General features: G+C 68.5%; 15 protein-coding genes and 5 pseudogenes. 8 read left to right on the top strand and 12 right to left on the bottom strand.

The window, feature by feature from the left end:
- The first annotated feature begins 27 nt into the window (after window positions 1–27).
- From tal to gnd, 3 genes are all read left to right on the top strand, one after another.
- Window positions 28–1,101 carry a transaldolase gene (tal, locus tag ACPPVO_RS21970; RefSeq protein WP_426513073.1) on the top strand — a complete coding sequence of 358 codons (1,074 nt, stop codon included), beginning with the start codon at window positions 28–30 and terminating at the stop codon, window positions 1,099–1,101.
- 73 nt (window positions 1,102–1,174) lie between these two features.
- The gene (pgi, locus tag ACPPVO_RS21965; protein WP_426513072.1) at window positions 1,175–2,803 is read left to right on the top strand and encodes a glucose-6-phosphate isomerase; all 1,629 of its coding nucleotides are present in this window, start codon (window positions 1,175–1,177) and stop codon (window positions 2,801–2,803) included.
- Window positions 2,804–2,833: 30 nt separating this feature from the next.
- Window positions 2,834–3,862, top strand: a complete 1,029-nt coding sequence (gnd, locus tag ACPPVO_RS21960; protein ID WP_426502526.1) for a phosphogluconate dehydrogenase (NAD(+)-dependent, decarboxylating) — start codon at window positions 2,834–2,836, stop codon at window positions 3,860–3,862.
- 249 nt (window positions 3,863–4,111) lie between these two features.
- Here gnd and ACPPVO_RS21955 read toward each other — a convergent pair whose 3' ends face one another.
- The 3 genes and pseudogenes from ACPPVO_RS21955 to ACPPVO_RS21945 all read right to left on the bottom strand — a co-directional run bounded on the left by ACPPVO_RS21955 (window position 4,112) and on the right by ACPPVO_RS21945 (window position 5,165).
- The gene (locus tag ACPPVO_RS21955; RefSeq protein ID WP_426513071.1) at window positions 4,112–4,252 is read right to left on the bottom strand and encodes a glycoside hydrolase family 15 protein; all 141 of its coding nucleotides are present in this window, start codon (window positions 4,250–4,252) and stop codon (window positions 4,112–4,114) included.
- A gap of 98 nt (window positions 4,253–4,350) precedes the next feature.
- Window positions 4,351–4,870 (bottom strand): annotated as a pseudogene (locus tag ACPPVO_RS21950) (glycoside hydrolase family 15 protein); the annotation flags it as partial.
- A 196-nt stretch (window positions 4,871–5,066) separates the two neighbouring features.
- Window positions 5,067–5,165 (bottom strand): glycoside hydrolase family 15 protein, encoded by a 99-nt coding sequence (locus tag ACPPVO_RS21945; protein ID WP_426513070.1) that lies wholly within the window; start codon window positions 5,163–5,165, stop codon window positions 5,067–5,069.
- A gap of 580 nt (window positions 5,166–5,745) precedes the next feature.
- Between ACPPVO_RS21945 and ACPPVO_RS21940 the strand changes: the two genes are divergently transcribed.
- On the top strand, window positions 5,746–6,633 hold the full coding sequence (locus tag ACPPVO_RS21940; RefSeq protein WP_426513069.1) for a fructose bisphosphate aldolase: 888 nt from the start codon (window positions 5,746–5,748) through the stop codon (window positions 6,631–6,633).
- 32 nt (window positions 6,634–6,665) lie between these two features.
- Here the strand turns inward: ACPPVO_RS21940 and ACPPVO_RS21935 are convergent, their stop codons facing one another.
- The 3 genes and pseudogenes from ACPPVO_RS21935 to zwf all read right to left on the bottom strand — a co-directional run bounded on the left by ACPPVO_RS21935 (window position 6,666) and on the right by zwf (window position 8,699).
- Window positions 6,666–7,040: a hypothetical protein gene (locus ACPPVO_RS21935; protein WP_426514965.1), complete on the bottom strand. Its 375-nt coding sequence runs from the start codon at window positions 7,038–7,040 to the stop codon at window positions 6,666–6,668.
- A gap of 133 nt (window positions 7,041–7,173) precedes the next feature.
- Window positions 7,174–7,278: pseudogene (locus ACPPVO_RS21930) on the bottom strand (HAD hydrolase family protein); the annotation flags it as partial.
- 20 nt (window positions 7,279–7,298) lie between these two features.
- Window positions 7,299–8,699, bottom strand: coding sequence for a glucose-6-phosphate dehydrogenase (gene zwf / locus ACPPVO_RS21925; RefSeq protein WP_426513068.1), 1,401 nt, complete (start codon window positions 8,697–8,699; stop codon window positions 7,299–7,301).
- Window positions 8,700–9,091: 392 nt separating this feature from the next.
- On the opposite strand from zwf, the gene ACPPVO_RS21920 reads away from it, so the two are divergent.
- A complete protein-coding gene (locus ACPPVO_RS21920; protein ID WP_426513067.1) occupies window positions 9,092–9,466 on the top strand; it encodes a ribose-5-phosphate isomerase A in 375 nt (124 codons plus the stop codon).
- A gap of 123 nt (window positions 9,467–9,589) precedes the next feature.
- Here the strand turns inward: ACPPVO_RS21920 and pgl are convergent, their stop codons facing one another.
- Entirely contained in the window at window positions 9,590–10,378 is a 789-nt protein-coding gene (pgl, locus tag ACPPVO_RS21915) for a 6-phosphogluconolactonase (RefSeq protein WP_426513066.1), read from the bottom strand.
- A gap of 63 nt (window positions 10,379–10,441) precedes the next feature.
- Between pgl and ACPPVO_RS21910 the strand changes: the two are divergent.
- Together ACPPVO_RS21910 and ACPPVO_RS21905 are read left to right on the top strand one after the other, a co-directional pair.
- Window positions 10,442–11,237, top strand: a pseudogene (locus ACPPVO_RS21910) (HAD family hydrolase).
- The gene (locus ACPPVO_RS21905) at window positions 11,179–13,536 is read left to right on the top strand and encodes a glycoside hydrolase family 65 protein (RefSeq protein WP_426513065.1); all 2,358 of its coding nucleotides are present in this window, start codon (window positions 11,179–11,181) and stop codon (window positions 13,534–13,536) included. Before ACPPVO_RS21910 ends, ACPPVO_RS21905 begins: the two are co-directional and overlap by 59 nt.
- 72 nt (window positions 13,537–13,608) lie before the next feature.
- Here the strand turns inward: ACPPVO_RS21905 and ACPPVO_RS21900 are convergent, their stop codons facing one another.
- From ACPPVO_RS21900 to ACPPVO_RS21885, 4 genes and pseudogenes are all read right to left on the bottom strand, one after another.
- Complete coding sequence (locus ACPPVO_RS21900) at window positions 13,609–14,106, bottom strand: DUF421 domain-containing protein (protein ID WP_426513064.1); 498 nt, start codon at window positions 14,104–14,106, stop codon at window positions 13,609–13,611.
- Window positions 14,107–14,177: 71 nt separating this feature from the next.
- A pseudogene (locus ACPPVO_RS21895) lies at window positions 14,178–14,679 on the bottom strand (helix-turn-helix domain-containing protein); the annotation flags it as partial.
- Between the two features lie 124 nt (window positions 14,680–14,803).
- Window positions 14,804–16,270, bottom strand: coding sequence for an FAD-dependent oxidoreductase (locus tag ACPPVO_RS21890; RefSeq protein WP_426513063.1), 1,467 nt, complete (start codon window positions 16,268–16,270; stop codon window positions 14,804–14,806).
- Between the two features lie 43 nt (window positions 16,271–16,313).
- On the bottom strand, window positions 16,314–16,757 hold the full coding sequence (locus tag ACPPVO_RS21885; RefSeq protein WP_426513062.1) for a YybH family protein: 444 nt from the start codon (window positions 16,755–16,757) through the stop codon (window positions 16,314–16,316).
- Between the two features lie 281 nt (window positions 16,758–17,038).
- On the opposite strand from ACPPVO_RS21885, the pseudogene ACPPVO_RS21880 reads away from it, so the two are divergent.
- Window positions 17,039–17,221, top strand: a pseudogene (locus ACPPVO_RS21880) (IS701 family transposase); the annotation flags it as partial.
- A gap of 48 nt (window positions 17,222–17,269) precedes the next feature.
- Here ACPPVO_RS21880 and ACPPVO_RS21875 read toward each other — a convergent pair.
- Window positions 17,270–17,944: an adenylate kinase family protein gene (locus ACPPVO_RS21875; RefSeq protein ID WP_426513061.1), complete on the bottom strand. Its 675-nt coding sequence runs from the start codon at window positions 17,942–17,944 to the stop codon at window positions 17,270–17,272.
- Window positions 17,945–18,182 lie beyond the last annotated feature (238 nt).

Raw genomic sequence — 18,182 nt, 5'->3', positions numbered from 1 at the left:
CGGCCCGCAGACCACCGAGGAGGCGACATGAAGGCGACCCAGACCCTGCACGAGCACGGACAGAGCCTGTGGCTGGACAACATCACTCGCGGCATGCTCGACGCCGGCCAGATCCAGCACTACATCGACAAGTACGCAGTCACCGGGCTCACCTCGAACCCGTCAATCTTCGACAAGGCCGTCGAGTCCGGCGGCTACGACGACGCGATCCGCGCGAAGGGCACGACCGGGCTCTCCGCCGAGGAGCTGTTCTTCGACCTGGCGATCGAAGACCTGCGGCGGGCCGCGGACGAGTTTCTGCGTGTGCACGAGCAGACCGACGGCGTGGATGGCTGGGTGTCGCTGGAGGTCTCGCCGCTGCTCGCCTACGACACACAGGCGACCATCGAGGCCGCCAAGACGCTGCACGCGCGAGCCGCACGACCCAACCTGCTGATCAAGATTCCCGGTACCGCAGAGGGCCTGCCCGCGATCACCGAGTGCGTCGCGTCCGGCGTACCGGTGAACGTCACGCTGCTGTTCTCGCCCGAGCAGTACGAGGCGGCCGCGGACGCCTACCTGACCGGCGTCGAACGCCGACTCGAGCAGCAGCTCGATCCCGCGGTCGGGTCGGTCGCCTCGGTCTTCATGTCCCGCTGGGACGCCGCCGTCGCCACCCGCGTGCCCGAGGAGCTGAAGGAGCAGCTCGGCCTCGCGGTCGGCCTCGCCACCTACCGGGCGTACCGCCGGCTCATGGACTCCGACCGGGTGCAGCGCGTGCAGAACTCCGGCGGGCGCGTCCAACGGCTGCTGTGGGCCAGCACCAGGACCAAGGACCCCGCGGCCTCCGACACGCTCTACGTGCACGGGCTCGCCGCCCCGTTCACGATCAACACCATGCCCGACGTGACGTTGCAGGCGTTCTACGACCACGGCGAGGTCGGGGAGCCGATGGCCGCCGACGGCGACGACTGCGACGCGATGCTGGCCCGCTTCGGCGACGCCGGCGTCGACGTGGCCGAACTCGCCGCAAAGCTGCAGGCCGACGGAGCGAAGTCGTTCGTCGCCGCCTGGAACGACCTGATCGAACGGATCTCCACACAGCGCGCCGCGGTCACCTGATGCGTGGACAACCCGCCGAGGAAAACGAACTCCGGACCACGACGACCCGGTTATCACACTGGAGGACGGTTCGATGACGGCCATACCCCTGCGGGAGCGCCCTTCGTGGAAGGCGCTGGAAAGCCACTACGCCGAGTTGGGCGAACGGCACCTGCGGGACCTGTTCGCTGAGGACCCGCAACGCGGGGACCGGCTGTGCGCCGAGGCTGCCGGGCTGTACCTCGACTACTCGAAGAATCGCATCACCGACGCGACACTCCAGCTACTGATCCGGCTTGCCCAGGAGTGCCAGCTGGAACAACGCCGGGACATGATGTTCGTCGGCAAGCCGATCAACACCTCCGAGCACCGCTCCGTGCTGCACGTGGCGCTACGGATGCCGAAGGAACGTTCCCTCGTCATCGACGGCGTCGATGTGGTCGCCCGGGTCCATGAGGTACTCGACCGGATGGCGGGCTTCGTACAGCGGGTCCGTTCCGGCCAATGGAAGGGCCACACCGGCAAACCGATCCGTAACATCATCAATGTCGGCATCGGCGGCTCCGACCTCGGCCCGGTGATGGCCTATGAGGCGCTGCGCCACTACACCCGGCGGGACCTGACATTCCGATTCGTGTCTAACGTCGACTCCACCGACTTCTTTGAAGCCACCCGCGACCTGTCCGCGGACGAGACCCTGTTCATCATCTCGTCCAAGACCTTCGGCACCCTGGAGACGCTCACCAACGCGCACTCCGCGCGCGACTGGGTGGTCAGCCAACTCGGCGACGAGGCCGCGATCGCAAAACACTTCGTCGCGGTATCCACCAACGCCGACCGGGTCGCGAAGTTCGGCATCGACACCGCGAACATGTTCGGGTTCTGGGACTGGGTGGGCGGCCGGTACTCGATGGACTCCGCCATCGGTCTGTCCATTATGCTGGCGATCGGCCCGGCGCACTTCGCCGAGATGCTGGCCGGGTTCCACGAGATGGACGAGCACTTCCGCACCACCCCGCTTGCGGCGAACCTTCCGGCACTGATGGGCCTGCTCACCGTGTGGTACGTGAACTTCTTCGGCGCGCAGAGCGTCGGTGTGATGCCGTACGAGCAGTACCTGAAACGGTTCCCGGCGTACCTGCAGCAGCTCACCATGGAGTCCAACGGCAAACACGTCACTCGCGACGGGAATCGAGTCGACTACGACACCGGCCCGGTGTACTGGGGAGAGCCCGGCACGAACGGCCAGCACAGCTTCTACCAACTGATCCACCAGGGCACCCGACTCATCCCGGTCGACCTGATCGGATTCGGCAAGACCCTCAACCCGCTGGGCGACCACCACGACATCCTGTCCTCCAACGTGTTCGCCCAGGCTCAGGCGCTGGCGTTCGGCAAGACCGAAGAACAGGTACGGGCCGAGGGCAGCGCACCGGACGTGGTGCCCCACCGGGTGATGGAGGGCAACCGGCCCACCAACGTGCTCCTGGCCGAGGAACTCACTCCCCGGCTGCTCGGCGCGATGGTCGCACTCTACGAACACAGCGTGTTCACGCAGGGGACAATTTGGGGAGTCGACTCCTTCGACCAGTGGGGGGTCGAGCTCGGCAAGGCACTCGCCCTGCAGATCGTTCCCGAACTGACCAGCGACATCGAACCCGAACTCGGCCACGACTCGTCCACCAACGCGCTGATCCGCCGGTACCGCAGTCTGAAGAGCTGAGCGTGAGGCGCCGCTTGAGGGGGAATCGCAATGACGACGCAGACACCCATGCAGGTCGGCATGGTCGGCCTGGGGCGGATGGGCGCAAACCTGGTCCGCCGACTCATACAGGACGGCCACCGGTGCGTCGGGTACGCCCTCACTGAGAGCACCGTGCAGCAGCTCTCCAACGAGGGCATGACCGGCGCGACCTCGCTCGCGGATCTGGTGGCCAAACTCGACAGGCCGCGCGCGGTCTGGCTGATGGTGCCGGCCGCGGCCGTGCAGTCCACGCTTGACCAGCTGATCACGCTGCTCGACCCGGACGACGTGGTGATCGACGGCGGCAACTCGTACTACCGCGACGACATCACTCGCGCCCGGCAGCTCGCCGAGCACCGGATCCACTATCTGGACTGCGGTACGTCGGGCGGGGTGTGGGGTCTGGAACGCGGCTACTGCCTGATGATCGGCGGCGAGGAGGCGCCGGTCAGGCGGCTCGACCCGATCTTCAAAACCATCGCCCCGGGCCGTGGCAGCGCGGAGCTCACGCCGAACCGGACCCGTGACGGGACCGCCCCCGAGGGGTACCTGCACTGCGGTCCCAGCGGCGCCGGTCACTTCGTGAAGATGGTCCACAACGGCGTCGAGTACGGGATGATGGCCGCCATCGGCGAGGGCCTTTCGATCGTCAGGCACGCGAACGCGGGCAAGACCACCCGTCTCGCCGACGCCGAGACCGCGCCGCTGCGCGACCCGGAGGCCTACCAGTACGACATCGACATCGCCGAGGTCGCCGAGCTGTGGCGGCGTGGGTCCGTCGTCGGATCGTGGCTGGTCGACCTCACCGCCGACGCACTGGCCCGCTCACCCGAGCTGGACGACTTCACTGGGCGGGTGTCGGACTCCGGCGAGGGCCGCTGGACCGTCCAGGCCGCGATCGACGAGAGCGTGCCCGCTCCGGTCATCACCACGGCGCTCGTCGAGCGGTTCGAGTCACGCGGGCTCGGCGAGTTCACCGACAAGGTGCTTTCCGCGATGCGCAGCGAGTTCGGCGGCCACGCGGAAAAGCACGGCTGACGAGAGTCCGACGTGCGGGAAGTTGGGCATGGCGTCCGCGGCCCAGGGCAGATGAGGACTATCCACGGGTTAGTGGTCGTCCATCATCGCCGGACCCGGGCGCCCGCCGACCCGCGACCGGGCGACGGCGGTCAGACCGAGACGTTCGTCGCCGGGCAGATGAGCGACGTCATGCCGCCCGGCTGCGCGCCAGCTCGGGCGGCGAAACGCGACGGTTTACCTGGCCGTATGGACCGGCAGCCCGGCTCGTCAGCCTAGGGCGCGGTCGAGGTTGAACGCGGCGCTGATCAGCGCGAAGTGGGTGAAGGCCTGCGGGAAGTTGCCCTGCTGTTCGCCGGTGCGGCTGATCTGCTCGGCGTACAGGCCCAGATGGTTGGCGTAGGCGAGCATCTTCTCGAAGGCCGGCCGTGCCTCGTCGAGTCGCCCCCGGCGCGGGTGAGCGCCTCGGCGTACCAGAACGAGCAGATCGAGAAGGTGCCCTCCTCCCCACGCAAGCCGTCCGGGCTGGCGAGGGGGTCGTAGCGGTAGACCAGCGAGTCCGAGACCAGCTCTGCGGCGAGCGCGTCGAGGGTGGCCAGCCATTTCGCGTCAGTCGGGGCGATGAACTTGGTCAGGGGCATCATCAGGAGCGCGGCATCGAGGACGTCGTTGTCCTCCTGTTGAACGAACGCCCGCCGGGTGGGCGACCAGCCGCGACGCATGATATGCCGATAGATCGCAATGTGGGATGTTGGCAGGCAGGCCGCGATGGCTTGCCATTCGCATGGCCCGTTCGATCGCGACCCAGCACATCAGCCTCGAGTACAGGAAGTTCTTGCGGCCGCCGCGGGTTTCCCAGATGCCTTCGTCAGGTTGGTCCCAGTGGTCGCAAACCCAGTCCATCAGAGCGGAGACCGCTTCCCAGTGGTCGCTGGAGATCGGCTGTCCCCACTTGTCGTAGAGGTAGACCGAGTCGATCAGCGCTCCGTAGATGTCGAGCTGGAGTTGGTCGGCGGCGGCGTTTCCGATGCGTACCGGGGCGGCGCCGCGGTATCCGTCCAGGTTCGGCAGTTCGCGTTCGGGCAGGTCGATTCGCTCATCGATACCCTACATGATCTGCAGCGGCCCTTCCGCGCCGTCGCCGCGTAGGCCGACGCGCCCGAGCAGGAACCTCATGAAGGGTTCGGCTTCGCGGGTAAAGCCCAGCCGCAGCAACGCGTAGACGCTAGACGCAGAAGGCGGCGTCGCGGATCCACACATACCGGTAGTCCCAGTTGCGCTCGCCGCCGATCCGCTCGGGCAGGCTGGTCGTCGGTGCGGCCACGATCGCGCCGGTCGGGCGCGTAGCTGAGCAGTTTGAGGGTCAATGCCGAGCGGTGCACCGTCTCGCGCCACCGGCCGCGGTAGCGGGAGGCGGACAGCCACCGTCGCCAGAACGCCACCGTTGCGGCGAACTCGTGGTCGGCCTCGGCGTGAACACACCCGCGGGGCGCGATGTCGTCGCCTACCCGGTCGAGCGCGAACACTGCAGACTCGCCCTCGAGGAGCTTGAACGACGCGGTCGCGTCCTGGGCGTCGTGTTCGACCGGCACCGTGGCGGTCGCGGGCCGCCGCCGTCGCAGACGGCTGGCTGTACGCCGTCGGCGACCTCGACGGCCGCAACCTGCTCACCCATATGGGCAAGTATCAGGCCCGGGTGTGCGGCGACGTGATCGCCGCCCGCGCCAAAGGCGAACCCGACGACGCGCCGGGGGTGCGCGACTCCGCCGACGATCGGGGCGCCCCCAGGTCGTGCGGCAGCCGGCGGCCAGCGCGGTGGGGTAGGCCCGTGCGGTGGTACTTGGTGGTGGTGAGCTCGTCGCCATTCGTCTACGGCCGGTCGGCGTTGGTGCCAGGATCGGGGCATGGACCAGGAGCAAGGGTCAAAGATCGGGTACGGCCGTGGTTTCCTCGCCGCGCTGGACCAGAGTGGTGGCAGCACCCCGAAGGCGCTGGCGCAGTACGGGGTGCCGGAGTCGGGCTACGCGACCGAGGACGAGATGTTCGACCACATGCACGCTTTCCGGTCGCGGATCATCACCGCGCCGGCCTTCAACGGCGACCGGATCCTCGGCGCGATCCTGTTCGAGCAGACCATGGACCGCGACGTGGCCGGCACGGCCACCCCCGCCTACCTGTGGGACCGGAAACAGGTCGTACCGTTCGTCAAGGTGGACGAGGGACTCGCCGACGAGACGGATGGCGTACGGCTGATGAAGCCGTTCACCAAGCTGGACGACGTGCTTGCGCGGGCCAACCGCCGCCGCGTGTTCGGCACCAAGATGCGCTCGTTCATCGCCAGGTCCAACTCGGCGGGTGTCGCCGCCGTGCTCGATCAACAGTTCGCCTACGCCGAGCGGATCCTCGACGCCGACCTCATGCCGATCATCGAGCCTGAGGTCGACATCCACAGCGACGAGAAGCAGTCGGCCGAGGAACTGCTGCGGCAGGGCATCCTCGACCGCCTGTCGGCACTGCCGGACGGGCGACAGGTGATGCTTAAGCTGTCCATTCCGACGCAGGACGACTTCTACGCCGAGCTGATCGAGCACCCGAAGATCCTGCGGGTGGTCGCCCTGTCCGGCGGCTACTCCCAGCACGATGCCGACGCCCGGCTGGCTCGCAACCACGGCCTGATCGCCAGCTTCTCGCGAGCGCTGACGGAGGGTCTTCGGTACCAGCAAACCGACGACGAGTTCAACCGGACGCTCGACACCTCCATCGCCGCCATCGACCGCGCCTCGACCACATGAGGGACCGGGACCGACCCGCGTAGCCGGCCACCTCACCGATCGTGCACGATCGGGCGCACGCTCACGGCAAAGCGAGCGCGCGGGCGATCAGCGCATGCCACTGTCCGCGCAAGCCTGCCGGAGCCTGTACCGTTCGAAAACGCGGCTTGGCTACGCTGCCTGGGCATACTCGTTGACGAGTCCATTGAGAACTTTCCGGCGACGGATCCGGACCGTGGCGAGATCAGTAACCGGCGCCTCCAAGGACTCGATAGCTGGAGGGCAAATGCCCCGCCGTTGAGCTGGACGACCGCCGGATCTCCGAACTGCTGGTGCGCGGCCGAGGAGGCCGCAGCCACCGTGTCGTGGTCGTCGCTCACGCCGACAATTTTTGCGATGTCCTCGGTGAGGTCGTCGTAGTCGTTCATCACGGTCGGCCGGAACTGTACGGTCCACGCTTCGCGGTCCACGTGCGGCCCATGCAGGTCGCGGCGATCGGGTGCTCAGGTGCAGCGGCTCGATCAGCACGGACATGCCGCGTGGCGGCCGGCCACTGGTGATCGCGACCAGGATGCCGGCGGCGTGCAACGCGCGTACTGCTTCGATGGCACGGTGGGTGAGCACCTTGTCGCGGGTCACCAGGGTTCCGTCGACGTCGGCGAGCATCAGGCGGATGGGCGGTGTGGTCATGGGCTGTCCGGCAGGTACCAGTGGTGCGGCGCGATGAGCCGGTCGATGGAGTCCGGGCCCCACGATCCCGGCGCGTACGCCTCTACGGGTGGTGGACTGTCCAGCAGCGGCGCGGACACCTCCCAGAGCCGCTCGATGCCGTCGGCGCGGGTGAACAGCGACTGGTCGCCCAGCAGGGCTTCGAGGATGAGTCGCTCGTACCCCGCCAGCGCGTACTGCGTGCAGAACGAGTCGGCGTACCGGAACGTCATGGTCGCCTCGCCGAGTCGCAGGGCGGCGCCGGGCTCCTTGGCCTGGAAACGGGCCGCGATCCAGCCCGGGTCGTCGAACTCGATCACCAGCTTGTTGCTGGGCGTCGCATCGCGCGTATCCCGATCCAGCGGGAACATCCGCAGGGGCGGCTCCTTGAACCCGAGCGTGACCACTTGTCGCTTCTGCCGGAGCGCCTTGCCGGAGCGCAGGTAGAACGGCACCCCTGACCAGCGCCAGTTGTCCACCTCGACGCGCGCGGCGAGAAACGTCTCGGTCTGCGACTGCGGGTCGACGCCGGGCTCGTCGCGGTAGCCGCGGAACTGGCCGCGTACTACCCGGTCGGGGTCCAGCAGTGGCATCGCCTCGAAGACCTTGGTCGTCTCGTCGCGCAGGTGCTTGGCCGTCAGTGACGTGGGCGGCTCCATCGCCACGAACCCCAGCACCTGGAACAGGTGGGTGACGATCATGTCGCGGAACGTGCCGGTCTGTTCGAAGAACGCGGCCCGGCCCTCGATCCCGAGCGTTTCCGGCACATCGATCTGTACATAGCTGATGTGGTCGCGGTTCCAGATCGGTTCGAACAGCCCGTTGGCGAACCGCAGGGCGAGGATGTTGTCGACCGACTCCTTGCCGAGGAAATGGTCGATGCGGAACACCTGGGACTCGTCGAAGGTGGCGTGGATGGTGTCGTTGAGCGCACGTGCCGACGCCAGATCCGTGCCGAACGGCTTCTCGACGATGATCCGGGCGTTTTTGGCGAGATCCGTCTCGGCGAGCATGCCGATCGTGGGCGCGAAGGCGGTCGGCGGCACGGCCAGGTGATACAAACGGCGCGGGTGACCGCCGAGCGCCTTCTCGGCCGCGTCCACCGCGTCGAGCAGCGGTTGCGGCTGCGCCGGCGTCGCGGCGCCGTAGGACAGCGAGTCGGCGAACGCACGCCACTCCTCGTCGGTCGGCTCCACCTTCCCGAACTCGACCACAGCGCGCCTGGCGCGCTCGCGGAACTCGTCGTCGGTCAGCGTGGACCTCGCCGAGCCGACGATGCGATACCTGGTCGGCAGCAGGCCCGCCTTTGCCAGGCGGAACAGCCCGGGGAGTAACTCGCGTCCGGCGAGATCCCCCGTGGCGCCGAACAGCACGATCACGTGATCGTCGCAGGGCGAGCCGTTACCCTCCCACCGCGGCGTAACGGATTCCCTGGTACCGGAGCCGGGCGCTCCGTGCCGAACGCTCATGATTTCTGGTCACTCCAACCGTTCCAGGTGTTACCTGTGTCACCTGGCCGGTACCCGGCTCGGCGGGTAGTACACCGAACACGCGCGACTCGTGGCCGCATCGGGAGACCATGTAGCTGTGAGCATCGAGCGAGAGAAGCAGGCCGCGGCCGAGGCGGCCGCCGAGTATGTGGTCGACGGTATGACGGTCGGCCTTGGTATCGGTTCGACCGTGACGTACCCTGCTGCCGGTACTTGCCCGTCGTCGGCATGCGATCCGGTGCGTCGCGTCGTCACCCCGTACCGAACATGCCGCCCGCGAGTTGGGCCTGTCCGTACAGCCCTTCAGCACGATCAGCCAGCTCGATGTGACCATCGACGGCGCCGACCAGATCGCCCCCGATGGTTGGCTGATCAAGGGTGGGGGCGCGGCGCATACCCGGGAAAAGATCGTCGCCGCCGCGGCCAGCCAGTTCGTGGTCATCGCGGACTCCACCAAGCCGGTCGGGGCGCTGCGTGCGCCGATACCGCTGGAGTTGCTCGCATTCGGCCTGTCCGCCACGCTGCGCCGGCTGCATCCGGTGGCGCTGCGGGACCTGCCGAGGAGCCCGGACGGCGGCGTCATCGCCGACTACCAGGGCCGGTGGGCGATCCGGCCGGGCTTGCGGCTCGCCTGTCTGCGACCCCGGGGCTGGTAGACCATGGCTTGTTTCCGCCCGAACTGGTGACGGTTGTCCTGATCGGGCACGACGATGAGGTCGAGCGCCGCGTGCTGCGGAGCGCAGCCCGCTGAGCGTGGCCGCGGGCCCGAGCCGATCGGCTCAGACGGACGCCGCGCCGTCGGCAAGTACCAGCGAATGTGGGGCCTGGACCCGCCCCGCCGGTATCGACCGGTCACAGGCGAGGAGCTTGGCCAGCGGCGCCTTCTTGTCGGCGCCGGTGACCAGCCAGAGGATCTGGTCGGCGCGGGCGAGAGCCGGATAGGTGAGCGTCATACGGTGGCGGCCCTGGTACGTCCCGGTGATCGCGGCGAGGTGATCGGTCACGTCCAGCACCGGATCGCCGGGTACCAGGGAGGCGGTGTGCCCATCTGGGCCGAGGCCGAGATGAACCAGATCGAAGCGCTTCGGCAGCCGAGCACCATATCGCGCCGCGGCGCCGGTTGGGTCGGGGTCGCTGACCGGCATCTCGATCACCTCGGCCGACGCCTCGCCGAGGCTCTCCCGCAGGTGCCTGAGATTGCGGTCGGGGTCCCCGGCCGGCGCGATGCGCTCATCCACCTGGTACAGCACCACCCGTTCCCATGGCATGTCCTCCTCGGCGAGCCGGCCGAACATCGCCCACGGGGTATGCCCGCCGCTCACGGCGAAGGTGAACCGGCCGTGCCTGGTCACGGCCGCCCGCGCCCGCTCTGCCACGTACCCCGCCGCGCTGCGGGCCACCGCCTCCGGGGTCGGCAGGATCTCGATCTCGTGGCGCATCGTCGTCAGCCCTGCCTTTCCATCGGCCTCTGCGTTGCCATCATGGTTTCCTCCAAGCGGCATCCGACGGGTCCGGCACATGTTCCGGTTCCCCATTCGAACCGGATCTACCGGTAACCACAGAACCATCAAGTCACGTGGGCATCCGTTCAGCCTGGTTGCCGCCTGATCATCACAGGTAGCGTGAGATAGGTGCTCAGCCTGCCCACAGGCGTCCGCGCATGCCTGCTCGATCTCGACGGCGTCCTGACCCCGACGGCGGCGGCGTGGAAGGAGACCGTCGACCAGTTCCTGCGGCGGCGTGCGCAGCGCGGCGGGGAGGCGTTCAGGCCGTTCGACCCGGTATCGGATTATGACGAGTAGGTGGACGGCAAGCCCCGCGGGGACGGCACGCGATCGTTCCTGGCTTCCCGCCGCATTGCCCTGTCGGAGGGCCAACCGGATGACCCGCCCACCGGGAATCGATCCACGGGCTGAGCATGCGCAAGGATGCGGCGTTCTCGCGGCGGCTATGCAGCGGGGCCACGCCATTCGAGGGATCGGTGCGCTATCTGCGGCCGGCGCGCGACGCCGGGCTGCGGCGCACGATGGTGTCGTCGAGCAAGCACTACGCAGAGATCCTGGCGGCTGCCGGCATCGACGACCTCGTCGGGGTCGGGGTCGTCGCCGAGCGGGAGGGGCTGTGCGGCAAGCCGGCCCCCCGACACGTCCCTGTGCGCGGCCCGCGTGCTCGGGGTCGAGCCGGAAGCGGCGGCGGTGTTCGAGGACGCGCTGGCCGGCCGTCGCCGCCGGCCGGACCGGCGGGGTCGGGTACGTCGTGCGTGTCGACCGAGCGAGCCAGGCCGACGAGCTACGTCGTGCCCACGGTGCCGACACCGTGATGCAGGATCTCGCCGAACTGTTGGACCGACCTGAATCGGAGACGAGCGATGATCACACATACGGCGTTTCCGCCCGAGCCGTGGAACATCCGCGAAACCAGTCTTGACCTGGAGGTGCTGGCGCAGTCGGAATCGGTGTTCGCGCTGTCCAACGGCCATGTCGGGCTGCGCGGCAACCTCGATGAGGGCGAGCCGCACGGGCTTCCGGGGACCTATTTGAACTCGGTGTTCGAGTTCCGGCCTCTGCCGTACGCCGAGGCCGGCTACGGCTTTCCCGAAACAGGCCAAACCGTCATCGACGTCACCAACGGCAAGCCGATCCGGCTGCTGGTCGAGGATGAACCGTTCGACGTGCGTTACGGCGAGCTGCGCTCGCACGAGCGGGTGCTGTCGCTGCGCGACGGGGTGCTGCGGAGAACCGCGGACTGGGTCTCTCCGGCGGGTCACCGCATGCAGATCTCCTCGGCCCGGCTAGTGTCGTTCACCCAGCGAGCGACCGCCGCGATCGCGTACGAGGTGCGGCCGGTCGACGGGCCGCTGCACATCGTGCTGCAGTCCGAGCTCGTGGCCAACGAGCAGTTGCCGGCGATGTCGGCCGACCCGCGGGCGGCGGCCGCCCTCGAGGCGCCGCTGCGATCGGAGCAGCACAGCTCGCACGACGCGCACGCACGACTGGTGCACAGCACCCGGGCCAGCGGGCGCCGGGTCGGCGCGGCGATGGACCACGTGGTGGAGTGCCCGGCGGACGTGAGGACGGGTATCGAGTGCTGGCCGGACACCGCCCGGTTGACGCTCACCGCCCGGCTGGCGCAAGGGCAGCCGCTGCGGGTGGTGAAGTTCCTGGCATACGGCTGGTCCAGTCTGCGGTCGGTCCCGGCGATCTCGGCCCAGGTGGAGGCGGCGCTGACGCTGGCGCAGGAGAGCGGCTGGGAGGGCCTGCTGGCCGAGCAGCGGCAGTACCTCGACGACTACTGGGCCCGCGCCGACGTCGACCTCGACGGTGACGCGGAGGTACAGCAGGCCGTCCGGTTCGCCCTGTTCCAGGTCCTGCAGGCCAGCGCCCGGGCCGAGCGCCGGCCGATCCCCGCCAAGGGGCTGACCGGTCCCGGCTATGACGGGCACGCGTTCTGGGACACCGAGTCGTACGTGCTGCCGACGTTGACCTACACCACCCCCCACGCCGCCGCCGACGCGCTGCGATGGCGGCACCTGACGATACCCGCCGCCCGGCAGCAGGCCCGGCAGCTGACACTCGAGGGAGCGGCCTTCGCGTGGCGCACGATCAACGGCGACGAAAGCTCCGGCTACTGGCCGGCCGGCACGGCCGCGCTCCACATCAACGCCGACATCGCCGACGCGGCGATCCGGCTGGTGCAGGCGACCGGCGACGAGGCGTTCGAGCGGGAGGCCGGATTGCCGCTGCTCGTGGAGACCGCCCGGCTGTGGGCCTCGCTCGGCTGCCACCACCCCGACGGCGCTTTCCGGATCGACGGGGTCACCGGCCCCGACGAGTACAGCGCCCTGGCCAACAACAACGTCTACACGAATCTGATGGCGCAGCGGAACCTGCGTGGCGCGGCCGAGGCCGCGAAGCGCCACCCGGACGAGGCGGCCGGTCTGCGGGTGAGCGACGACGAGATCGCCGCCTGGACCCGCGCCGCCGACGCGATGTTCGTGCCCTACGACGACAAGCACGGCGTACATCCACAGGCGGAGCAGTTCACCGACCTCCCGGTGTGGGACTTCGCCAACACCGGCCCCGACCAGTACCCGCTGCTGCTGCACTTCCCATACCTGCAGCTGTACCGCAAGCAGGTGGTCAAGCAGGCCGACCTGGTGATGGCGCTGTACAAGCGCGGCGACGCGTTCACCGCCGACGAGAAGGCCCGCGACTTCGCATACTACGAGCCGCTGACCGTCCGCGACTCGTCGCTGTCGGCCAGCATCCAGGCGGTGATCGCCGCCGAGGTCGGCCATCTCGATCTCGCCTACGACTACCTGGGCGAAGCCGCCCGGATGGACCTTGACGACCTCGAACACAACACGCGCGATGGGCTGCACATCGCATCGCTGGCCGGCGCCTGGATCGCGCTCGTGGCCGGCTTCGGCGGCATGCGCGACAGCGGTGGGTCGCTGACGTTCGCGCCGCGCCTGCCCGGGCCGCTTGCCCGGCTCACCTTCAGCGTGCTGTGGCACGGGCAGCGGCTGTGCGTGAACGTCACCCGCACCGAGGCGACGTACTCGCTGGAGGGTGGCGACCCGGTCGAGCTGGCACACCACGGTGAGACCTTCCGGTTGACGGCCGGCCAGCCGGTCACACAGCCGATCCCATCGGCCGAACCCGGTCCACGACCGAGCCAAGCGCCCGGGCGTGAACCCGTCCGACGCCGGCCCGGCCGCGCGTAGAGAGAGAGGAGCACACCACGGGCGACCGACCGCATCGTTCGTTGAAGCCGGCGCGCCGATGCCCCATGCGATTCATGACAGGTCACGCAGGAGTTCGGTGTCGGTGGTGGCGCTACGCCGTACGACCGACACCTGGCCTCGCTGTTCGAACACGACGAACCGTATCGAGGCGAGGTCGTCGACGCCGTGCTCGCGCAACAGGCCGTACAGGTCCCGGCGGGTCAGGCCGCTGCGGCGAAGCTCGTCGTCGAGTACCTTGCCGTCGGCGACCAGCAGCCGCGGCGGGTGGTCGATCAGCTTGGCGAACAGCGGCCGGTAGCGCAGCCGGGCGGTGATCCGGTGGGCGAGCAGGATCGTGATCAGGGTCGCCGCGCCGGCCAGGTAGCCGGCGTCGTGCGCGTTGGGCACCCGGCCGACGACAGCTCCGGCGGCGACGGCCGCGATGAAGTCGAACGCCGACATCTCGGCCAGGGTCCGGCGTTCACCGATGCGGAAACAGGCCACGGCGGTGGCGTAGAGCAGCAGGGCCTTCACCGCGACCCACCACACGTCGTGGGCAGATCCGAACACTATCGACACGGCCGTCGCTACCCGATCCGAGCCCGGGACAAACGCCGCACGGGAGACTGCAGATAGCTCGGCTGGCCGAGGACGACGGATCCGGCGGGCAGGGCGGTGATCCTGTCGCGAATGCTCGCGCAGATCCGGTCGTGGTCCGGGTCGCTCTTGGCGATGAGTCGTGGTCGGGACCAGCGGGCCTGTTCACGGATGCGCCGGTGCACGGTGCGCAGGCTCAGGGGTGGACGTCCCAGGGGCCGCCAGATCCGGGCGGTGGTCCACGCCTTCGGGTGAGCAGCAGCTGGCGGATCCGTTCGGTGAGTCCTGTGCTGTCAAGCCGGTGCCGGCCGGGAGCGGGGTCGGTCTAGTAGCCCAGCTAGGCCCTCGATATCGCGCCGGGCGATCCATCGCCGCGCGGTACGGGGGTCGTAGTGCAGCTGGTCGGCGATCTCGCCGGCGATCATCGCGCTCGCGGACAGCAAGGAGATTGCCGCGGGCGGCGACCCGCCGTTGCCGGTGAAAGGCGTTGACGAGCTGGTCGTGCTGCTCGCCGGACACGTTGGCGTACACGTGCGCAGGGCGCATGCTGGCGTCGGCCTCGTCGTGGTCTGGTTCTTGGTGTGGTAGCCGAATCCAAACCCCGACGAGGTCAACTCATTGCGACGCCTACCAACCCGGGCGAGTTACGGACACAACTTTCGGTCAGGCGCTAGTGGGCCGCCACAGCGACCTTCTGGGGTCCGGCGTGCAGTGCGATCCGCTGGAAGACCTCGGCCTGGGTCGGGTAGCAGTGGACGGTGTCGGCCAGCGCCGCCATGGGCAGCTGGTTCGTGATTGCCAGCGTGAGCTCGCTGATCATCTCGCCGGCGTGCGCGGCCACGAGCGTCGCTCCGGCGATCGTGCCGCTGTCGCTGCGCGTGTAGATCACCCCGAATCCCTCCTCCTCGCCGTCGATGAACGCCCGCTCCACCTTGGCCAGGTCGAGCCGGTACGCGTCGACGGCGACACCCTCGTCGCGGGCCCGGCGCGGGGTCAGGCCCACCTCGGCCACCTCGGGATCGGTGTAGGTGCAGTGGGGAATGACGAGCTCCCGGGCCGGGCGGTGTGCTCCGTCCAGCGCGTTCGCGATCGAGAGTCGCGCTGTCGCAATGGCCGCGTGCGTGTACTTCTCCGGGAAGGTCGCATCACCGGCGGCGTAGATGTCGGGGTTGCTGGTGCGCAGGTATGCATCGACCTCCACGCCGTCTCTGGCGACGTGTACCCCGGCCGCGTCCAGGTCCAGGTGCTCCACGTTCGCCTTGCGGCCGGTGCCGAGCAGCAGCGCATCGTAGGGCAGCTCGCGTGTCTCGTCGGCGCCCTGCACCAGCAAACGGCCGGCGCCCGCCCGGACCGCCTTGAGTCCCAGATGGACCCTTATCCCCTCCTGCTCGAACCGGCGACGGATGAGCTCACTGACCTCCGGCTCATCATGGGCCAGCAGGGTCCCGGGGTGGCTGACCAGGTCGACCTCGCTGCCGAGCCGGCGGAAGGCCTGAGCCAGCTCGCATCCCAGGGGGCCGCTGCCGATGACGACCAGCCTGGCCGGCAGCTCGGTCAGGGAGAAGACGGTCTCGTTGGTCAGGTAGTCGCCGGCCCGCAGCCCCTCGATGGGGGGCACCACGGGGTCCGATCCGGTGGCGATCACGGCCTTGCGAAATCGCAGCATCCGGCCCTCGACCTCCACGGCGTTCGGCGCGGTGAAGCGCGTGTGCCCGAGGTAGACCTCGACCCCCGCCTGCTCGGCGACCTCGACCGCATCGCCGGAGCTGCTCAGGGAACGCATCCGGCGGACCCGATCCATGACCGTGCCGAAATCGGTTCGGGGTGGGGCGTCGAGGCGAAATCCGAACTCGGCCCCGCGGCTCGCATCGTGTACCGCGCGTGCGCAGCGAATCAGGGCCTTGCTCGGCGTACAGCCGAAATTGACACAGGTACCCCCGGTCAGTCGCTGCTCAGTCATCGCGACGCGGTGCCCACCGGCAGCAGCGGTCGTGGCGGCGGTGAGACCGCCCGGCCCGCCGCCGAGCACCACCAGGTCGTAGTCACCACCTTCGCGGTTGACCCAGTCGGGTGGGTGGCCCTGGCGGATTGTCCGCCGGTTGAAAACGTCGTCGGGGTACAGCTCGATAGTCGTCATGGCGCAGTCTCCGTTCGCCGAGCGTTGCCGTTGCGCACGCCTGTCAGGCGGGCTGTCGCACCGCCGTCCCAAGGCGATTGTCGATCAGGTACCGCCAGTGCCCGTCCGCGCCGCAGCACGCGACATCGCTTGCCGTGCCTTCGACATGCGCGTGCTTGCCGTCGGGACCTGTGCCATCAATTGACCAGTCCACGACGATCTCGGCGATATCGCCGGCGACGAACACGTGGCGCGCCTTCGCCTCCAGCGGCAGACCGAGGCTGAGATCGCGCTCGAGTTCGGCAGCGATCTCGGCGCGATCGGTGACGGTTCGCCCGTCGTCCGCGACGAGCACGGCTCCTTCGTACAAAGTCATCATTTCGCTGACCTTGCCGGAGTTGAATCGCTCAACCAGGGACGGGATGACGCCTTCGGGCCCGGTGGGGAGTGCATGGGACTCGGACATCGCGGTCTCCTGTTCGTGTTGGTTGAACTGCGATGCGTCCAACGCTATTACGCGGCGAATGGCCTGGCTGGAGGAGAATCCGCAGGTCATCATTCATTTCACGCGGTTGAAACGGGGTCCCCGAGTCCTCACGTCCGAATGCGGATGACCGTCTTCCCGTTGATCCGCTCGGTCGGGTTGAGGGCGGCGACGGCACCCTCGAGGGTTGCGATGGTGCCGATGTTCGTCCGCAGCCGTCCGTCCCGCACGCGCTGGACGATCTCGCCCAACTGGGTGCGATCGGACTCGACAACGAAGTCGACCGCGACATCCCCCGCGCCGCCGGCGGCACCCTGCCCGAGGTGTGGCGCTGATCGCTGAATGGCCACCCGACGCTCCCCGAGCCGGTCAAGTATTGGCTATCCAAGCCCGATGCCCGTACTTCGCTGAAGGCTCTGGTTCGTCTTGCGACCCTGCGGTGGCGGGTCGAACACGACTACCTCGAACTAAAGACCGGTCTCGGGATGAGGGTGTGGCGGTATTGCTACCTGCGGCCGTGACCGACAGTAGGACGTTCAGCCTTGTGTCGCGTTGTCGGTGTCGGCGAGGCCGAAGGCGGCGTCGAGGCCGGTGAGGTCGACCGGCTGGCGTAAGTGTTCGGGAACGTAGTCGACCAGTGGGCGCATCGCCGCAAGCGCAACGATGATCTCCCGGCCGACCCTCGAGGCGGGGCGCATCGCGTCTACCGACACCAGGATGCCGCGCTCGGCGTACCACGTGAGGATCGGGTGTGTCACTTGGTGGTACAACTCCAGCCGCTGCCGGATGACGTCCTCGGTGTCGTCGGCGCGGCGCTCGACGACCGCCCGCGCCAACAGCCGTCGCGTCACCTCCTTGTCGTCGGCCGCCAGATGCAGCGCAATGTTCGCGGTCATCTTCAGATCCACGCCGATCACGTACATCGCCCGGGCCTGGGCCAGCGTGCGCGGCACCCCGTCGACCACACACTCGCCGCCAGCCGACTTGGCAGCGATATACCCCTCGCGGACCAAGTCCATCACGATCTCGTCGGGTACCAGCTCCCCACGTTCGAGGTGACTCTGAACGGTCTGGCCGAGCTCCGTCTGCCGGGCGACGTGATCGCGCAGCTTCTCGCCTACCACAATGCAGGGGATGTCGAAATGAGCGGCGATCAGCGCGCCCTGCGTTCCCTTGCCCCCACCGGGGGGCGCGATCATCAGAATCCGCATAACCTCGCCTCCTCGCCCTCTTACCTCCCTCGGTTCAATCGTGCCAAGCCAGCCGCATCGGTGCCAGGCGCCACCGACACCAACCCAGTTCGCCGACTGTCGGTCCGTCGAGCACCGCTGCGGCAGCACCACGACTGCCCAACGCCGCAGCCGTCCTGACAGACAGCGACGCCGACCGCAGGTCAGGCGGCAGGATCGGTCTCAACCAGTGCGCCGAGGTCGCCGTGGGCCTGGACAT

Source organism: Dactylosporangium sp. McL0621 (genome assembly GCF_049995355.1).
Classification (GTDB): domain Bacteria; phylum Actinomycetota; class Actinomycetes; order Mycobacteriales; family Micromonosporaceae; genus Dactylosporangium.
The sequence above is the reverse complement of the archived record's forward strand: the minus strand, read 5'-3'. Positions and strand labels throughout refer to the sequence as shown.